The organism is Salinicoccus sp. HZC-1, from assembly GCF_046736035.1.
Classification (GTDB): Bacteria; Bacillota; Bacilli; order Staphylococcales; family Salinicoccaceae; genus Salinicoccus.
This window is the reverse complement of record NZ_CP177130.1, coordinates 1,735,867-1,750,468: the sequence shown is the minus strand read 5'-3', so window position 1 is coordinate 1,750,468 and position 14,602 is coordinate 1,735,867. Positions and strand designations below refer to the sequence as shown.

General features: G+C 41.6%; 27 protein-coding genes. All 27 read left to right on the top strand.

All coding sequences use genetic code 11. From position 1 onward, the window contains the following. Positions 1-23 precede the first annotated feature (23 nt). The 27 genes from ACKRAT_RS08840 (at position 24) to ACKRAT_RS08710 (ending at position 14,602) form a co-directional block, all read left to right on the top strand. Entirely contained in the window at positions 24-968 is a 945-nt protein-coding gene (locus ACKRAT_RS08840; protein ID WP_411842148.1) for a YqaJ viral recombinase family protein, read from the top strand. A 2-nt stretch (positions 969-970) separates the two neighbouring features. Then, the gene (gene recT / locus ACKRAT_RS08835) at positions 971-1,792 is read left to right on the top strand and encodes a recombination protein RecT (RefSeq protein ID WP_411842147.1); all 822 of its coding nucleotides are present in this window, start codon (positions 971-973) and stop codon (positions 1,790-1,792) included. A 36-nt stretch (positions 1,793-1,828) separates the two neighbouring features. Then, positions 1,829-2,668, top strand: coding sequence for a phage replisome organizer N-terminal domain-containing protein (locus tag ACKRAT_RS08830; RefSeq protein WP_411842146.1), 840 nt, complete (start codon positions 1,829-1,831; stop codon positions 2,666-2,668). A gap of 12 nt (positions 2,669-2,680) precedes the next feature. Continuing rightward, the gene (locus ACKRAT_RS08825) at positions 2,681-3,469 is read left to right on the top strand and encodes an ATP-binding protein (RefSeq protein ID WP_411842145.1); all 789 of its coding nucleotides are present in this window, start codon (positions 2,681-2,683) and stop codon (positions 3,467-3,469) included. Next, positions 3,470-3,682, top strand: coding sequence for a hypothetical protein (locus ACKRAT_RS08820; RefSeq protein WP_411842144.1), 213 nt, complete (start codon positions 3,470-3,472; stop codon positions 3,680-3,682). A 1-nt stretch (position 3,683) separates the two neighbouring features. Beyond that, positions 3,684-4,166: a hypothetical protein gene (locus tag ACKRAT_RS08815; RefSeq protein WP_411842143.1), complete on the top strand. Its 483-nt coding sequence runs from the start codon at positions 3,684-3,686 to the stop codon at positions 4,164-4,166. Beyond that, complete coding sequence (locus tag ACKRAT_RS08810; protein ID WP_411842142.1) at positions 4,166-4,549, top strand: hypothetical protein; 384 nt, start codon at positions 4,166-4,168, stop codon at positions 4,547-4,549. Before ACKRAT_RS08815 ends, ACKRAT_RS08810 begins: the two co-directional genes overlap by 1 nt. Next, entirely contained in the window at positions 4,546-4,731 is a 186-nt protein-coding gene (locus ACKRAT_RS08805; protein ID WP_411842141.1) for a hypothetical protein, read from the top strand. Before ACKRAT_RS08810 ends, ACKRAT_RS08805 begins: the two co-directional genes overlap by 4 nt. A 15-nt stretch (positions 4,732-4,746) precedes the next feature. Continuing rightward, positions 4,747-4,938 carry a hypothetical protein gene (locus ACKRAT_RS08800; protein ID WP_411842140.1) on the top strand — a complete coding sequence of 64 codons (192 nt, stop codon included), beginning with the start codon at positions 4,747-4,749 and terminating at the stop codon, positions 4,936-4,938. Next, positions 4,935-5,117 (top strand): hypothetical protein, encoded by a 183-nt coding sequence (locus ACKRAT_RS08795; RefSeq protein WP_411842139.1) that lies wholly within the window; start codon positions 4,935-4,937, stop codon positions 5,115-5,117. The genes ACKRAT_RS08800 and ACKRAT_RS08795 overlap by 4 nt, the downstream gene beginning before the upstream one ends. After that, on the top strand, positions 5,114-5,305 hold the full coding sequence (locus ACKRAT_RS08790) for a hypothetical protein (RefSeq protein WP_411842138.1): 192 nt from the start codon (positions 5,114-5,116) through the stop codon (positions 5,303-5,305). Before ACKRAT_RS08795 ends, ACKRAT_RS08790 begins: the two co-directional genes overlap by 4 nt. A 1-nt stretch (position 5,306) precedes the next feature. Continuing rightward, positions 5,307-5,549, top strand: coding sequence for a hypothetical protein (locus ACKRAT_RS08785; protein WP_411842137.1), 243 nt, complete (start codon positions 5,307-5,309; stop codon positions 5,547-5,549). Then, positions 5,546-5,878, top strand: coding sequence for a hypothetical protein (locus ACKRAT_RS08780; RefSeq protein WP_411842136.1), 333 nt, complete (start codon positions 5,546-5,548; stop codon positions 5,876-5,878). Before ACKRAT_RS08785 ends, ACKRAT_RS08780 begins: the two co-directional genes overlap by 4 nt. After that, the gene (locus tag ACKRAT_RS08775; protein WP_411842135.1) at positions 5,878-6,075 is read left to right on the top strand and encodes a hypothetical protein; all 198 of its coding nucleotides are present in this window, start codon (positions 5,878-5,880) and stop codon (positions 6,073-6,075) included. Before ACKRAT_RS08780 ends, ACKRAT_RS08775 begins: the two co-directional genes overlap by 1 nt. Further along, positions 6,072-6,245 carry a hypothetical protein gene (locus ACKRAT_RS08770; RefSeq protein WP_411842134.1) on the top strand — a complete coding sequence of 58 codons (174 nt, stop codon included), beginning with the start codon at positions 6,072-6,074 and terminating at the stop codon, positions 6,243-6,245. The genes ACKRAT_RS08775 and ACKRAT_RS08770 overlap by 4 nt, the downstream gene beginning before the upstream one ends. Next, positions 6,238-6,531, top strand: coding sequence for a hypothetical protein (locus ACKRAT_RS08765; RefSeq protein WP_411842133.1), 294 nt, complete (start codon positions 6,238-6,240; stop codon positions 6,529-6,531). The genes ACKRAT_RS08770 and ACKRAT_RS08765 overlap by 8 nt, the downstream gene beginning before the upstream one ends. A 234-nt stretch (positions 6,532-6,765) precedes the next feature. Beyond that, complete coding sequence (locus ACKRAT_RS08760) at positions 6,766-7,068, top strand: MazG-like family protein (RefSeq protein ID WP_411844435.1); 303 nt, start codon at positions 6,766-6,768, stop codon at positions 7,066-7,068. Beyond that, positions 7,065-7,487 (top strand): RusA family crossover junction endodeoxyribonuclease, encoded by a 423-nt coding sequence (locus tag ACKRAT_RS08755; RefSeq protein ID WP_411842132.1) that lies wholly within the window; start codon positions 7,065-7,067, stop codon positions 7,485-7,487. The genes ACKRAT_RS08760 and ACKRAT_RS08755 overlap by 4 nt, the downstream gene beginning before the upstream one ends. 12 nt (positions 7,488-7,499) lie before the next feature. Continuing rightward, positions 7,500-8,102, top strand: a complete 603-nt coding sequence (locus ACKRAT_RS08750) for an HNH endonuclease (RefSeq protein ID WP_411842131.1) — start codon at positions 7,500-7,502, stop codon at positions 8,100-8,102. Between the two features lie 43 nt (positions 8,103-8,145). After that, positions 8,146-8,565 carry a hypothetical protein gene (locus tag ACKRAT_RS08745; protein WP_411842130.1) on the top strand — a complete coding sequence of 140 codons (420 nt, stop codon included), beginning with the start codon at positions 8,146-8,148 and terminating at the stop codon, positions 8,563-8,565. A 201-nt stretch (positions 8,566-8,766) separates the two neighbouring features. Then, positions 8,767-9,216 (top strand): hypothetical protein, encoded by a 450-nt coding sequence (locus tag ACKRAT_RS08740; protein ID WP_411842129.1) that lies wholly within the window; start codon positions 8,767-8,769, stop codon positions 9,214-9,216. Between the two features lie 149 nt (positions 9,217-9,365). After that, a complete protein-coding gene (locus ACKRAT_RS08735) occupies positions 9,366-9,812 on the top strand; it encodes a terminase small subunit (protein WP_411842128.1) in 447 nt (148 codons plus the stop codon). Continuing rightward, positions 9,805-11,094, top strand: a complete 1,290-nt coding sequence (locus tag ACKRAT_RS08730; protein WP_411842127.1) for a PBSX family phage terminase large subunit — start codon at positions 9,805-9,807, stop codon at positions 11,092-11,094. The genes ACKRAT_RS08735 and ACKRAT_RS08730 overlap by 8 nt, the downstream gene beginning before the upstream one ends. 11 nt (positions 11,095-11,105) lie before the next feature. Continuing rightward, entirely contained in the window at positions 11,106-12,632 is a 1,527-nt protein-coding gene (locus tag ACKRAT_RS08725; protein ID WP_411842126.1) for a phage portal protein, read from the top strand. Continuing rightward, a complete protein-coding gene (locus ACKRAT_RS08720; protein ID WP_411842125.1) occupies positions 12,619-13,578 on the top strand; it encodes a minor capsid protein in 960 nt (319 codons plus the stop codon). The genes ACKRAT_RS08725 and ACKRAT_RS08720 overlap by 14 nt, the downstream gene beginning before the upstream one ends. Further along, a complete protein-coding gene (locus ACKRAT_RS08715) occupies positions 13,575-13,763 on the top strand; it encodes a hypothetical protein (protein ID WP_411842124.1) in 189 nt (62 codons plus the stop codon). Before ACKRAT_RS08720 ends, ACKRAT_RS08715 begins: the two co-directional genes overlap by 4 nt. A 206-nt stretch (positions 13,764-13,969) precedes the next feature. Beyond that, on the top strand, positions 13,970-14,602 hold the full coding sequence (locus ACKRAT_RS08710; RefSeq protein WP_411842123.1) for a DUF4355 domain-containing protein: 633 nt from the start codon (positions 13,970-13,972) through the stop codon (positions 14,600-14,602).

Here is a 14,602-nt window from a genome sequence, read left to right as displayed (position 1 = left end):
TAATTATAACAGGAGGAATACCTATGGTCCAACACATCAATATTAAACAATTATCCCGTGAAGAATGGCTCCAGGAAAGACAATCAGGATTAGGTGGCTCTGATGCCGGTACGATCCTTGGCGTGAATAAATGGAAGTCTAAAACACAGTTGTTCTTCGAAAAGACGAACCCGGAACTCAATCAGGAAATTGATAATGAATATATCTATTGGGGCAATGTCCTGGAAGATGTCGTTGCTAAAGAATTTGAAAATCGTACAGGTAAACGTGTGAGACGAGACAACAGGATGCTGAGACACCCGGATCATGAATTTATGTTCGCAAATATGGACCGCGTTGTAGTAGGGGAGAAAGCGCTGCTCGAATGTAAAACGACTTCACAGTACAACAAAGATCTCTGGGAAGGCGATGACATCCCGGCGCAGTACCTCTGCCAGGTGCAGCACTACATGGCCGTAACAGGTTATGAAAAGGCATACGTCGCAGTCCTTTGTGGTGGAAACAACTTCATTATGAAAGAGATTGAACGGGATGAAGAACTGATAGAAATGCTCATCGACGCTGAGAAAGACTTCTGGGAAAACAATATTCAAGCTGGTGTAATCCCTGAAATCGACGGCAGCGATGCTACAAGCGACTTTATCAATCACATGTATAAAGACATCGACAATGACGAGGTTTCGCTCAGTGAGGATGCTGACACACTCTTGAAAGCCATTGAGGCCTGCAAACGAGATATCAAAGATACAAAAGAACTGCAAGCCAAGTATGAAAATCAGTTAAAAGACAAGTTAGGTCATAACATTGCCGGTAAAACTGAATCGTATTTAGTCACTTGGAAACCTCAAAAAAGGAAGACCTTGGACAACAAACGATTGAAAGAGGAGCAGGCAGCCCTCATTAAAAACTATTACAAAGAATCAGAAACGCGTGTACTGAGAATCAAAGAAATCAAGGAGGAAAAATAATCATGGCGACAAATGAAACTTTAAAAAATCAGGTGGCAACAAATCAGAAGAATGAAGTGGCGAATGGTAAGAAACCGATGACCATCAACGACTATCTCGATCAAATGGCGCCAGCAATGGCACAGGCACTGCCGAAACATATGAATGTAGAAAGACTTACAAGAATGGCAACAACAGTTATCAGGACCACACCACAGCTAAAAGAGGCGGAAGTATCCAGTCTGCTTGGCGCAGTGATGCAGTCTGCACAGCTTGGGCTAGAGCCGGGACCAATGGGGCACTGCTACCTGCTGCCGTTCCGAAACAATAAGAAAGGAACGACTGAAGTTCAATTTATCATCGGTTACAAAGGCATGATTGATCTTGCCAGACGTTCTGGTCATATCCAAAGTATTTATGCCCATGCTGTCTACGAAAATGATGAGTTTGAGTATGAACTTGGCTTACACAGTGACTTGAAACACAAACCAACTGAAGGAGAACGCGGAGAATTCAGAGGCGCTTATGCAGTCGCTCACTTCAAAGATGGCGGTTATCAATTCGAGTACATGGCCAAAGTGGACATTGAAAAGCGCAGAGCAAGAAGTAAATCCGGCAAAAGCAACTATTCTCCGTGGTCTACAGACTACGAAGAAATGGCTAAGAAAACGGTAGTAAGGCATATGTGGAAGTACCTGCCAATCAGTATTGAAATGCAGCAGAATGTCGCTGCAGACGAAGGGACAGGGAGAAATATTAAAGACATCACACCGGAAGAAGACAGTTTTGTCGATGTACCGGAATTCATTTCGGATGTACCAACAGAAGAAGGAGAAGGGGAGTGATCCCCTTTTTCCTCACTTTGAGAAAGGAGAAAGAGAATGGCTGAAATGAATAAACGCTATTACTGGCTAAAACTCAATGAAAATTTCTTTGAAGATGACACTATGTCTTGGTTGGAAGAGCAAGAGAATGGAAAAGACTACATCATCTTTTATTTAAAACTATGTTTGAAGTCACTAAGTGATGACGGCCATCTGGTGAGATATGTCGGGGAGAAGTTAATTCCATATGATATCAACGCACTCTCCAGATTGACTGATACTAACAAAGATACGGTTAGAGTCGCTATGAAACTATTCTTGGAAATAGGTCTTATTGATCAGATGGATAGTGGAGAAATTTATATGACTCAAATCAACGAAATGATTGGCAGCGAGACTGATAGTGCTAGGCGCATGAGGAAGAAAAGAATACAAGAAGGCAGTAGACAAAAAACCCTACCGTCACATTGTGACACCGATGTGCAGAAAAGTGACACAGAGATAGAGAAAGAACTAGAGAAAGAGAAAGATATAGATACAGAGAGAGAGAAAGAAAAAGACTCTCTCTCCTATAATCAAGAAGTTTACGATGTGCTTTCAGATCGCAACGTAGATATGAGTAATGCACAAGCGTGTTTCAACATCAGTAAAAAACTGAGTGACATAGATGATATCCAATATCTGAATAAAGCAATAGACGTTGCTGAGAAGAAAGGGGTGTTAAAAGTCCCCTATGTTTTACGAGTCATAGAAAATTGGATTGAAGATGGAAAGACCACATACCAGCATCTAATCGAACAAGACAAAAAGACAGTGCAGCAATTCAAACCAAAGTACGGCACACCGAATGATCTGACGCCGGAACAGGAAGAGCAATATAACAATTTAGGCTTTTAGGAGGGGTGACAAATGGACGAAGAAATGAAAGACCTCATGCGGCATGCACTGGATAATTCAGAAGACGTACCGGAATTAAAGAAACCGGCTAAATCCGAGCGCATCGGACAATGTGAAAAGTGCTGTGGCAATATTACTCGAATCACTTTCGAGGATGGCGCGACAAAGGAAACGGGCTGCCGGTGTGAATCAATAAAATGGGCGAACGATAAACAGCGTCGGATCAATGCTGAAACATTTGAAAAAGGCAGCTTGATTTATGGTGATTACAGAAAAAAAGTTTTTGATGATTACCAAGCTGCGGATGAGCAGCAGGAGACGGCGTTGAAGATCTCCAGATATTACGCGGACCATTTCGATCGGCAACTAGAGAACGGCCAAAATATATTTTTCCAAGGCACATACGGGACGGGCAAAACACATCTAGCGGCAGCTATCAGGCAGGCTGTCGCCAGCCAAGGGTACAAAGTTTTGTTCATGTCCCTGCCGGATTATCTGGATACGTTGAAAAGAGAATTCAAAGAACGCAATTTAAGGCATCCAATATCAAAAATGGCAAAAGATGCAGAACTGCTGATATTGGATGATGTCGGCGCCAATCGAATGACTGATTTCGCTCATGAAGAACTATTTAAAATCGTGGATTCAAGGCGGGGCAAATGCACAGTATACACAACCAACTACACCAGTGAACAATTCAAAGGGAACCAGGAATTACAGCGTATATTCTCTCGAATGATGGAACGGACAAAAGTGGTCGTCTTGAACGGCACCGATTACCGAATGAAAGGACTGATGTAAATGATCGCGACTGAACCTATGATCAACGTCACTATTGAAAAATCTCTTGTCGATAAGCTGCTCGACAAGGACACGATTACTAAGAGAGATATTCAAGCATTGCACATGTTCAACGATGATTACATTGACAAACTACTTGCCGCTGGACAAATGACTGCCCGTTCCAAGGTCGCTGAGGCATTAACTAGAGAAGGGATAGAGCAGGTGAAATGATATGGGAAAACACAAATTCAAAATGACGGCAGAACAGCAGGCAATTGCTGACGCCAATAACCTGGCACAACAAACCATCAGTTACCGTGTGAGAAACAAAGGAGAAACGTTGGATCAAGCGATCAGTTATCCGCCCAAAGGCGGTGCTGTGAGACATATTAATGGCAAACGCATTACTGAGGATGAGATAGACCTCGCAGAGTGGAACGGCATCATCTGGAATACACTGAAGCACAGAATCTATGCCGGCTGGGATGTCCAACGGGCAATCACAGAGCCAATCCGGCCATGGCCGCACGGTCAGAAGCATAAAAGAATTGGGAATGAGCCGGACAACGCTCGGTTCAGCAAAGCAGAAGTCATCGAGCTGATCGGTCGGATGAAAGCAATGAACATTGCCTACACTAAACCGGTGCTAAAGCGTGCCAAAGAATATGGGCTGTCACTCGACAGTATCGCTCCGGTGGAAGTAGGTGAAGCGTAGTGCCAAGACATCCAAAGCAGTACAAATATTTCAGACATGGCAATTATCGCGGAGAAGGCACGTTAAAGGAGCTTGCCTCATTCATTGGCAAGACGAAAGGCGAGATGAACACATTAGTTCGGAGGGGACATATGAAATCTCTAAGAAATCGTCATACAGCTTCCAAAGTGTATGAGTATGTTGAGGAAATTGTCACAGATCCAGCGGAGTACATCCTGTATGACGGCGATGATTTTGCAGCCATTGGAACGTTGGATGAAATTGCAGAAGAGACCGGCCTGAAGCGTGAAACAATCCGCTGGTATGGCACGCCGTCTGGTCAGAAACGGGGCAATAGAGCGTTAGTCAAAATGGATGATGACGAGGAGGAGATTGAAGCATGACCTACATCAGCACACGAGGCAGACAGCAGCGTTCATTCGCAGGCAAGGCGCCCAAGCTGTCAGATGACTATTACGAACCAGCAGCACCTGTTAAAACGATTTTCAAGAACAGTCAGCCGGCGGAGTGGAAGCCGGACGATTATAGTAGACAGTTATTCGGTGCATGTTTCAAAAAATGGTAGAGGAGATGAGTATGGATGAACTATCTGTTAACAGTATTTGGTACTTGTGCGGCGTTGTTGTTAATAAGCGTGGCGATAAGTATGGCGGGTGACGGTGAGCATATTGAAGAGATATTGATGTTAATTACAGCGGGTGCTGCCGCCATTTTATTCATAGCAGTAATCACCTTACTGATTGCATCAGAGTTCGGGGTGGCGATTCTATGAAAATTTACAAAGACGGCACATACGTCGGCAAAGTTGAGTTCCTGAAGAATAAGAATATGTACGCCATCTACTTCTTCGATACAAATTATTATGCGGATACGTTAGTCAGTGTGAACGGCTTAGACGAATATCTGGATGATATGGGATTCCAAAATGAAAACGAGGTGACTTATCAATGAATATACAGCAAGGTGACAACTTTACATTTCTCTTTCCAAACGGCGCAACAGCTTATATCGAAGTGACTTCCACACTGGATAATCAGATCGCATTCCGGCATACAAACGGCAGGTCGGCGAAAGACTCGATACATGAGGACTACTTTATACAGTTAGTAAAAACAGGCTATTTCAAGGCGGTGGAGTGATGTGGAACAGTTAAATATTTTTGATACTGACCACAAACCTGAACGCAAAACCGGTTTCCGCAACCGCTGGCACATCCGCAAAGGTAACAAGCATGTGGCACTCGCCATACCGCATCAACATGAGGTGACGATTCTGCCAGGGAAATACCAGGACGTGATACCGTATGACAGTTTTGAAGTCAGTTATGAGCAGTATGAAGCTTGGTTGAAAGAAAATAAATTTGAAGAGAGGCCGATTAAATGATTAAAAAACCATTGCATTCAAGGTGTGTGAGAGTACAAATGTTGGATGGATTTAGAGTTAAAGTGGGGTTTGTTTATGTGATTGATGGTATTTACATTGCTCTAATACCCCAGTGTCCTGATGGTGTCTTTGGTTTCGGTGTTACCGAAATGAGGACAGGTAGAAAGTTGATGAGTGATATAAAGACGCCAAATGCTATTGACTTTGACAAAGAACATTCCCACGTTCTGATGGATTCGATAATTGAGAACATCATTGCTCCAAAGATACGCAAGATTGGAATAGAAGCAGTGATGAAACAAATTGAAAATTTTAAAGGGGTGAGCTGATGACCTACAAAACCAGATGTAACGGTAATTACCCGGAACGCATAGACATCCAAGCCGAAAACATCAAACGGGAACGCGAAAGCCGGATGAAGTTATCCCGGGAGAACAGTGATTTGAGGGAGCGCATTCGTTATCTGGAAGGCCAGCTGATCAACCAGCGGTTACAAAATACCAGAGGTGAGCAGTGGTTCGGATGAAAGATTATAAAAAGAAACACATTATCAAACATGCATTAGAAATGTACGTCCAACGTACTGGGGTGAGTGATAAAGATTTAAGACAAGAGTTGAAGGTGCTGGAAGAAGTTAAGGATGATATTGAAATAATGAAAGACGAATACGGAATAAGGAGTGAGCAGGATGAGTGATTATCCATATCTATCAAAAGCAATCAAACATTGCGAGGAGCGCGAAGAAAGAAGGCCCTTAAAATCGAATGAAAGAAGCGAACTACAAGAGTTAAAAACAGCTAAACGAAAAGCGGAGGCGTTTGATGAAAGTTTGGAAGCGTTCGAAGAGTTGAGAGATTTTCATGATGAAGTTGAAAAAACAAGCAAACGCAGTCAAACAAGAGCAATTATTTATAGTGAAACATATTCAAACGTATTGCGTGAAATGAAATTAATTTATGCGGAAAGTGGTGAGCGCCCATGATTACCCTACTGACCACAGCCGTCGTGTTGCTGAATATATTGCTGCTGTTCCTGTGTACGCTAGTTATGGTGGAGATGAAAGAAAGGATTGATAAACGATGAACGATAAATTCACGCAACTCATTGCATGCATCATCATCGTAACAATTACATTAATCATCGTAGCTGCTGCGACTAAAACAATACTTTGGATATTTGGATTATAAAGGAGATTATATAAATGACACATTTCGGAATGGAAAACTTTACAGATTTAATAAAGCAATGGGCTGTTGATCGTAACCTGCACACTGCTGACCCAAATAAGCAGATGCTAAAACTGGTGGAGGAATTTGGAGAATTAGGCGAAGCGATGGCTAAAGGCAATGAAAATTTATTCAGAGACGCTCTAGGCGATATGTATGTAGTCATGACTATTCTTGCGATGCAAAAAGATATAGACATAGAAGACTGCATAAACTTGGCTTACAACGAGATCAAAGATAGAAAAGGAAAAATGATTGATGGTGTGTTTGTCAAAGAGTCTGATTTAGCATGATTGAATTCAAAGTCGAAGGAAAGGCAGTGCCGCAGCCGAGACCGCGTGTATATCAAACGGCATCTGGGAAATCAAAAGCAGTGAATTCCAGGCAGAGTGTGACATATAAACGACTGGTAAAATTGGCTGCTAAAAATTACATGAATAGAAACAGATTGAGTATTGCCGAGTGTCCTATATCTGTCTACCTGACATTCGTTTATACCCCACCTAAGAGTTACACCAAAAAGAAGTTAAAAGCGATACAGGACGGCATATTGATGTACCAGAAGAAGCCTGATCTGGATAACCTGGCTAAGGGTGTTCTGGATGCACTGAATAACACAGTATACAAAGATGATTCACAGATTGTAGAACTGAACGTGAAGAAACAATACGGGGACAAAGATGAAGTACTGATACAAATAAAAGAGTTATAGGGAGGCGGTTTTATGGAGAGAAAATGCATGCACTGCGGTTCTTCAATAGCCGTTGTAGGAATAAGAAAAGGTATGCCATTATGCAGGAAGCATTATCTTGAAGTCCGTAAGTATGGGAAAGTAAGAACATTTGAAGAAAAATACGGATGTAAAATTATTGAAACATCTGATCACTATGAAGTGTGCTTTAAGAATGGGGATGTAGGGTTAATTGATAAACCAGATTTAGAGCTGTTTAAAACAACTAATTGGCATGTTAGCCAAGACAAATATATCGTTGGATGGAAAAACGGAAAAATAATAAAGCTGCATAGGCTATTAATGGATTTCCCTGATGAATTTGTAGATCACAGAAACAGGAATCCATTAGACAACAGAAAGCAAAATTTAAGACTAGCGACACCGTCTGACAATGCCAGGAATTCTAAAATTCAACGAAACAACAAATCGGGAGTCGCAGGAGTTAGAAGGGTGCCAAATTACAATACATGGAATGCAAGAATTATTGTGAACAATAAATATATTCACTTGGGTAACTACAAAACCTTCGAAGAAGCCGTAGCTGCTAGAAAAGAAGCTGAAAGTAAATACTTTGGGGAATTTGCCCCACAATGATGCTGACCACATCAAAAAACTATAAACGGGGTGTAGCTGAATTATGAATTATGCGACTGAAACTTATACGACAGAAAAGATTATGGATTTGATTAATAATTATCCATATTACATCTCGAGAATTAAAGAACTAAATGCACAATATAAATCTGAAATTGGTGGTGGTTCTACCTCTCAATACGGAATTGAAGCAGCAATGCCAAAAGCAGCAGGTGGCAACAGTGATCCTGTTCATAATGACACTCTGAGACGAATGAAGATGGATAAAGAGCTATCCCGTTTAGAAACAAAAGCGCGCTACATCCAAAATCGCTGGGATCGTATCACTGATGAACGTATGGCTATGATATTTAATATGAGATTGAATGGTATGACATACCAAAATATATCAGAGGAAGCAGGTGTTTCTAGGCAAAGAGCACATCAGGTAATGTACGAGGTTTGCGAAATACTTAAAGACTAAACACATTTGACAAACTTGACATACTTGAAAAGTTAGGTGGAGTTACGTATCAAATTGTACAATGGAAGGTGAGGACGGTGAGGCATACACCACTCACAGCACGAGTTCTCATTGATATAGACCTCCTAAAGTTAGAAAGCCATCCATTACGGGTGGCTTTTTGGTATAATTGGAATTATCAGACAATAGGAGGTAGATTAAATGAGTAATTTTGATAAGGTTCTTAAAAACAGTAAATTGATGTATGAAGAAGGTAGTTATGCGCGAGAAATGAAGCAATGTGTTTTATATGAAAGAATACAGAAACTAATCAAAGAAAATTGGCTTGTCCTAGATGAAGATGATGTAATACTGATTCTCAATAAAGAAGATGAGTATGATGAAGTTGCTGTAATTGAATATCCAAAAATATTAAGAATTATAGACTATACACATAAAAAAGACGGTGGTATTGACGGGGAATTGAAAATTACTGACATATCACTAGATAAAATAAAAAAAGAAACAAAGTTTAGCGTAGGTTCACATTACTCTCACGATTTGCAATCTTTTTCTTATAGGATAGATGAAGATGTTTATGAATTTAAACGTTCTAGTGCTAAAAATGATGATAACTATCTAAATTTTTATAGTAATTTTATTAAAGCCTAAATTTTTGACACCCACTGAGGTGTCTTTTTTGTTTGCTGAAAACTGGTGACTGATCCACATATAAACTCTCCTCCAATAGAAAAGGTGGCAATCAGCATCAGTTTTGAACAAATAAATACATACAAAATAGAAAGTAGGTGAGATATGAAGTGACTAAAAAGAAAATGACACTAAAGCAGCAACGCTTTGCTGATGAATACATTCGGTTGGGTGATGCTACTAAAGCTGCACGAAACGCGGGTTATAGTGATAAGACTGCTAGATTTGTAGGAGCTGAAAACCTAACAAAACCCAACATCAAAGCCTACATTGACGAGCGTTTAGCTGAATTGCAGAGCAAAGCCGTTGCAGATCAGCAGGAAGTCATGGAATATCTCACTTCTGTGATGCGTGGAGATCTCCAGGACGAAGAGTTGATGATTGTTCCGCTCGGTGATTTTGAAAGTGAAGTACAAAGGCATGAGAGGCGTTCTGACACTTCACAACGGACAAAGGCAGCTGAGCTTTTGGGTAAGCGTTATAAACTTTGGACCGATAAACAGGAGTTGGATGTCACTATGCCTCGTTTTTTCGAGGATGTGCCTTTAGATGACTGAAGCAGTTGATATCAATGTCAGTGAAGTCATCGGTAAGGGCTATAACCGGTTCTGGCATAACAAATCCTTCTATCGAGTCGTGAAAGGCTCCCGTGGTTCAAAGAAATCCAAGACCACCGCAATCAACTTTCTATACCGCCTTATGAGATATGAGTGGGCTAACCTGTTGGTCATTCGCCGTTACTCAAATACAAATAGACAATCGACATATACAGACTTCAAGTGGGCGGCCAATCGTTTAAAGGTTGCTCACTTATTTAAATTCAATGATGGTACACCAGAAATCACCTATGTCCCAACCGGACAGAAGATACTTTTCCGAGGGCTTGATGATCCTTTGAAAATCACTTCTATCTCTGTGGATGTGGGTGTTTTATCTTGGGCCTGGTTTGAGGAAGCATATCAGATTGAGAACCAGGAGAAATTCGACACAGTCGTTGAATCCATCCGGGGCCGACATGAGTCCCCAGAGTTCTTCAAGCAGGTCACGGTGACATTTAACCCATGGAGTGAAAGACACTGGCTGAAACGGGCATTCTTTGATGTTAAGACGCGCTTCAAAGATGTCTTTGCCATCACCACGACCTACCGGGTCAATGAGTGGCTGGATAAGGTCGATATTGACCGATTGGAAGACTTGTATCGGACCAACCCAAGACGTGCCCGCATCGTTTGTGATGGAGAGTGGGGCGTTGCAGAAGGGCTTGTCTTTGATAATCATAAGGTCATTGATTTTGACTGGTACAAGAAATTCAAAGAGATCCAGGAGAAAGCGCATGGCATGGACTACGGATTTACAAATGATCCTACGACACTAAGCTCCACAATCATCGATGTAAAGAACAAGAAGCTATACATCTATGACGAACATTATGAAAAAGCCATGTATACCGATGAAATATACGACATGGTGATCAATAAAGGTTTAGAAGACGCTGAGATTATCGGGGACGGACAGGAGAAGCGTTTAATATCCGAGTTAAGGCGAAAGGGCCTGAAAGGATTGAAAGCTTCGATAAAGGGTCCGGATTCAATCAGAGCCGGGGTGCAATTTGTGCAGGGATTTGAAATTATTGTGCATCCGTCCTGTGTAAATACCATCGAAGAACTGAACACTTATGTCTTTCAGCAGGATAACGAAGGTAACTGGCTGAACAAGCCGGAAGATAAAAACAATCACTTGATGGATGCATTGAGATACAGCCTGGAGAAATACCATTTGCCAAGAGCAAGCCGGAAGAAAGGCGTTAATGCCAATGCAGTTAAATCCATTACAGGATAAGGAGTGGAAGAATGCTAAAAGCCAATGAATTTGAACATGGTGTGGATGATGAAACAATCACATACAATAACGGCAAGTCGATTCTCCATGATGAATGGGCCAATCGACAATTTAAATATCATGGCACAACGGAAGAGCTGCTTAATGACAAAGAAATGATCAGTGCCTTTATCGAAACCCATTACAATAAGCAAGTTCCGCGATTAAAGCTGCTACACAATTATTATCGTGCGTTTAATACCAATGTGATGCAGACGAACCGCAGACGGGAGACGCATTTATCGGATCATCGGGCTGCACATGACTTTGCCGGATATATCAGTAATTTTATCAATGGGTACTTTTTAGGAAAGCCGATCACGTATTCCCATGTTGAACAAAAGTCACAGGACTTTGTGGATGAGTTCAACAAATTAAATGATATAGATACCTTGAATCGTGAAATCGGACTGGATCTCTCTCAATATGGCAGAGCCTATGAATACGTCTACAGAAATAAGAAAGACCAAATACGTGTATACCATTGCGATGTTACTGAGACATTTATCATCTACAACAATGAAGCAGAACAGGACTCGCTGCTTGCTGTGCGATATTATCCACTGATGACCAATAAAGAAAGTGAACGGAATACTTTTATTGCGGAACTGATCAGTGATAAAAATAATCATAAGCATAAAACTTCCATCGAAGAAGGATTCAACCTAACTGAATATGAACCGCCTAAGCCACATTTCTTCAACAAGGTTCCAATTACGGAATTCAGCAACAATATTTACCGCATGGGGGATTATGAGAAAGTCATCACTCAAATTGATTTGTATGACGAAGCCCAATCGGATACAGCCAACTACATGACCGATTTAAATGATGCGTTGCTGTATATCAGCGGTAATACGGAAATGACCACCAAGGAAGCTGCAGATCAAAAGAAGGCTAACATCTTACATCTGGTGCCTGCGGAGTACGAGGATACAGAAGGTAAAGTGACAGAAGGTAGAGTGGATGCCAAGTATCTCTATAAGCAGTACGATGTCCAGGGTTCAGAAGCATATAAGTCACGGATCAGAACAGATATTCATACCTTCACGAATACTCCGGACCTCACCGATGAAAAGTTTGCCGGTGCTCAGTCCGGTGAGTCTATGAAGTATAAATTAACTGGGCTTGAATTAAATGCTGTGAATAAGGAGGGGCTTTTCAAGAAAGCGCTGCGCAGACGATACAGGCTTGCCCAACACATTGCCCAAGTCAACTCAGAGTTGGACAAAGCTGCAGATCTACGGTCGTTAGATTTCACATTTACTCGTAATCTGCCGAAATCGCTGCTGGAGGAGTTGAAAGCATACTTAGATGCCGGTGGTGAAATTAGTCAGAATACACTTATGAAGTTGTTCCCTTCAATTATTGCTAGTGCTGAAGATGAACAGAAAAAAGTCGCTGATGAAGAAAAAGAGCAGATAAAGCGTTCCAATAAACAAGCATATGATGACGATATCTTCAATGACAAAGTAGATGATACCGATGGCAAAGAATAGTGAGGCACTCAGCTATTGGGAACAAAGAGAAGCTGATAATTTAAAGCGTGAGCAGATGTTGGATGATGAAGTCATTAGACAACTGGAGGCAATTATTGAAGCAACCACTGCAGATATTGAGGCTGAAATTGATCGTTTTATCCGGAATTATGCAACAAATGAAGGTATCTCTCAGGAGAAGGCCCGCAGGAAGATTAATAGGGTGGATATTTCAAAGTATCGAGATCTTATTAGTCGGTATAGCAAAATGGGTAAGTTGGATGAAGTTGCTGAATATAAACTGAAACTGTACAACGTCACAATGCGAGTGAATCGGGAGTATCTTCTGAAAGCACAATTGAATGCGCATCTTGTCGCAATGACAAGTGCTGCGTATGTGATTATGGAACAACATTTATCTTCCAGTATTATCCGAGAGTTTGAACGCCAAGCAGGTATTCTTGGAGAAGCAGTTATGGTAACCGATGACATGCTAAAAGCAATCGTGGGTGCATCCTTCCACGGTGCAACCTGGTCCACTCGGATATGGGGTGATCAGGCAGTATTAAGAAAGAAGCTGCATAAAATCATCCGTAACAGCTTGATCCGTGGAGAACATCCTTACAAGTCCATTGCAGAAGTTAGAGAAAGAATGGATGCCAATACCTACAACATCAAGCGGCTGTTGATTACTGAAGTCGCCCGGGTTCAGACAGAAGCACAGCGCCTTAATTACATCAAACACAGTGGCGAAGATGCTGAATATAGATATCTAGCCAAAATTGACAAACGGACAACTGTAACGTGTAGAAAGTTGCACCATTCAACGTTTAAAGTTAAAGATATGAGGCCTGGTGTGAATGCGCCGCCGATGCATCCATTTTGCAGAAGTGCGACATATCTACTCACACCAGATGACTGGCGTGATGAATTCTTCAGAGAGCGTGGTGAAACCTACAGAATATGAAACTAGAAGTGAAGCTTCATAAGCGGATGTTCCTGGACAAAGATGGTAAAGCCTATACGAAATGCAGTATTGCATTTTTTGATGAAGAGATTCGTTGCTACCGCATTGTTGGAAGAACGAAGATTAAAGGGGGTGAGGATAACCTGAATACTTCAGTACCCGATATGGGAGAAAGGAAAAGGTGATCCAGCCTTCTTGATGGTCATAGATTGACCAGACCTGGAGAATGTCTCTAAAAGTCTCAACTACATGACTGTTCGGGCATGAAAACTTAATACAGTAGGATAATAACGGATAAGCACTTAGCGGGCTCTGGTGAGCGTGAAGGGGGCTTATTTTTTATGGTCTGAACTATTGAGCACAATGTGTGGACGGGATAGGAGCTTAAACTATGGAACAAAAACTAAAAGATTTCTTGAAAATTCAAATGCCATACAAACTGAATCTGCAGCACTTTGCTGAAGGTGGTAACGGTGAGAGTGGCGGTTCAGATGACGATCCATCCGGTGAAGGTGATGGAGAAGGCAACGATACAACCTACACTCGACAGCAAGTTGATTCAGAAATCAGTAGAGCTGTTCAGAACGCCCTCGACAAAAAGCAAAAGCAATGGGATAAAGATTTACAGAAAAAACTTGAGGACGAACGCAAGAAGGCTGTTGATTACGCCCAACTCTCTGATAAAGAAAAGAAAGACAAAGATCTTCAGGACCGAGAGCAGAAGCTTGCGGATCGTGAACGTCAGTTGAACCTCCAAGCACTTGAAACTCAGGTGACTCAAGATCTAAAGGATGAGGGGCTGCCGACATCATTTGCACAAACGCTGGTCACTTTGGAATCCAATGAAGAGATCAAAGAGACAATCTCTAATATCAAAAATGACTTTGAGCAGGCAGTGAATGATCGCGTGAAAGAAGTGACGCGTCAAGATACGCCTGTGGGTGGTGGAGCTGGTTATTTTAGAAATGATAAGAACAGTAAATCCATCACTCAATTAGCACGTGAGAAACGCATTATAAAATAA

Bases quoted from the DNA above. Each gene is read 5' to 3' on its own strand.
- ACKRAT_RS08840 (WP_411842148.1), top strand. From the start codon at position 24: ATGGTCCAACACATCAATATTAAACAATTATCCCGTGAAGAATGGCTC.
- recT (WP_411842147.1), top strand. From the start codon at position 971: ATGGCGACAAATGAAACTTTAAAAAATCAGGTGGCAACAAATCAGAAG.
- ACKRAT_RS08830 (WP_411842146.1), top strand. From the start codon at position 1,829: ATGGCTGAAATGAATAAACGCTATTACTGGCTAAAACTCAATGAAAAT.
- ACKRAT_RS08825 (WP_411842145.1), top strand. From the start codon at position 2,681: ATGGACGAAGAAATGAAAGACCTCATGCGGCATGCACTGGATAATTCA.
- ACKRAT_RS08820 (WP_411842144.1), top strand. From the start codon at position 3,470: ATGATCGCGACTGAACCTATGATCAACGTCACTATTGAAAAATCTCTT.
- ACKRAT_RS08815 (WP_411842143.1), top strand. From the start codon at position 3,684: ATGGGAAAACACAAATTCAAAATGACGGCAGAACAGCAGGCAATTGCT.
- ACKRAT_RS08805 (WP_411842141.1), top strand. From the start codon at position 4,546: ATGACCTACATCAGCACACGAGGCAGACAGCAGCGTTCATTCGCAGGC.
- ACKRAT_RS08800 (WP_411842140.1), top strand. From the start codon at position 4,747: ATGAACTATCTGTTAACAGTATTTGGTACTTGTGCGGCGTTGTTGTTA.
- ACKRAT_RS08795 (WP_411842139.1), top strand. From the start codon at position 4,935: ATGAAAATTTACAAAGACGGCACATACGTCGGCAAAGTTGAGTTCCTG.
- ACKRAT_RS08790 (WP_411842138.1), top strand. From the start codon at position 5,114: ATGAATATACAGCAAGGTGACAACTTTACATTTCTCTTTCCAAACGGC.
- ACKRAT_RS08780 (WP_411842136.1), top strand. From the start codon at position 5,546: ATGATTAAAAAACCATTGCATTCAAGGTGTGTGAGAGTACAAATGTTG.
- ACKRAT_RS08775 (WP_411842135.1), top strand. From the start codon at position 5,878: ATGACCTACAAAACCAGATGTAACGGTAATTACCCGGAACGCATAGAC.
- ACKRAT_RS08770 (WP_411842134.1), top strand. From the start codon at position 6,072: ATGAAAGATTATAAAAAGAAACACATTATCAAACATGCATTAGAAATG.
- ACKRAT_RS08765 (WP_411842133.1), top strand. From the start codon at position 6,238: ATGAGTGATTATCCATATCTATCAAAAGCAATCAAACATTGCGAGGAG.
- ACKRAT_RS08760 (WP_411844435.1), top strand. From the start codon at position 6,766: ATGGAAAACTTTACAGATTTAATAAAGCAATGGGCTGTTGATCGTAAC.
- ACKRAT_RS08755 (WP_411842132.1), top strand. From the start codon at position 7,065: ATGATTGAATTCAAAGTCGAAGGAAAGGCAGTGCCGCAGCCGAGACCG.
- ACKRAT_RS08750 (WP_411842131.1), top strand. From the start codon at position 7,500: ATGGAGAGAAAATGCATGCACTGCGGTTCTTCAATAGCCGTTGTAGGA.
- ACKRAT_RS08745 (WP_411842130.1), top strand. From the start codon at position 8,146: ATGAATTATGCGACTGAAACTTATACGACAGAAAAGATTATGGATTTG.
- ACKRAT_RS08740 (WP_411842129.1), top strand. From the start codon at position 8,767: ATGAGTAATTTTGATAAGGTTCTTAAAAACAGTAAATTGATGTATGAA.
- ACKRAT_RS08730 (WP_411842127.1), top strand. From the start codon at position 9,805: ATGACTGAAGCAGTTGATATCAATGTCAGTGAAGTCATCGGTAAGGGC.
- ACKRAT_RS08725 (WP_411842126.1), top strand. From the start codon at position 11,106: ATGCTAAAAGCCAATGAATTTGAACATGGTGTGGATGATGAAACAATC.
- ACKRAT_RS08720 (WP_411842125.1), top strand. From the start codon at position 12,619: ATGGCAAAGAATAGTGAGGCACTCAGCTATTGGGAACAAAGAGAAGCT.
- ACKRAT_RS08715 (WP_411842124.1), top strand. From the start codon at position 13,575: ATGAAACTAGAAGTGAAGCTTCATAAGCGGATGTTCCTGGACAAAGAT.
- ACKRAT_RS08710 (WP_411842123.1), top strand. From the start codon at position 13,970: ATGGAACAAAAACTAAAAGATTTCTTGAAAATTCAAATGCCATACAAA.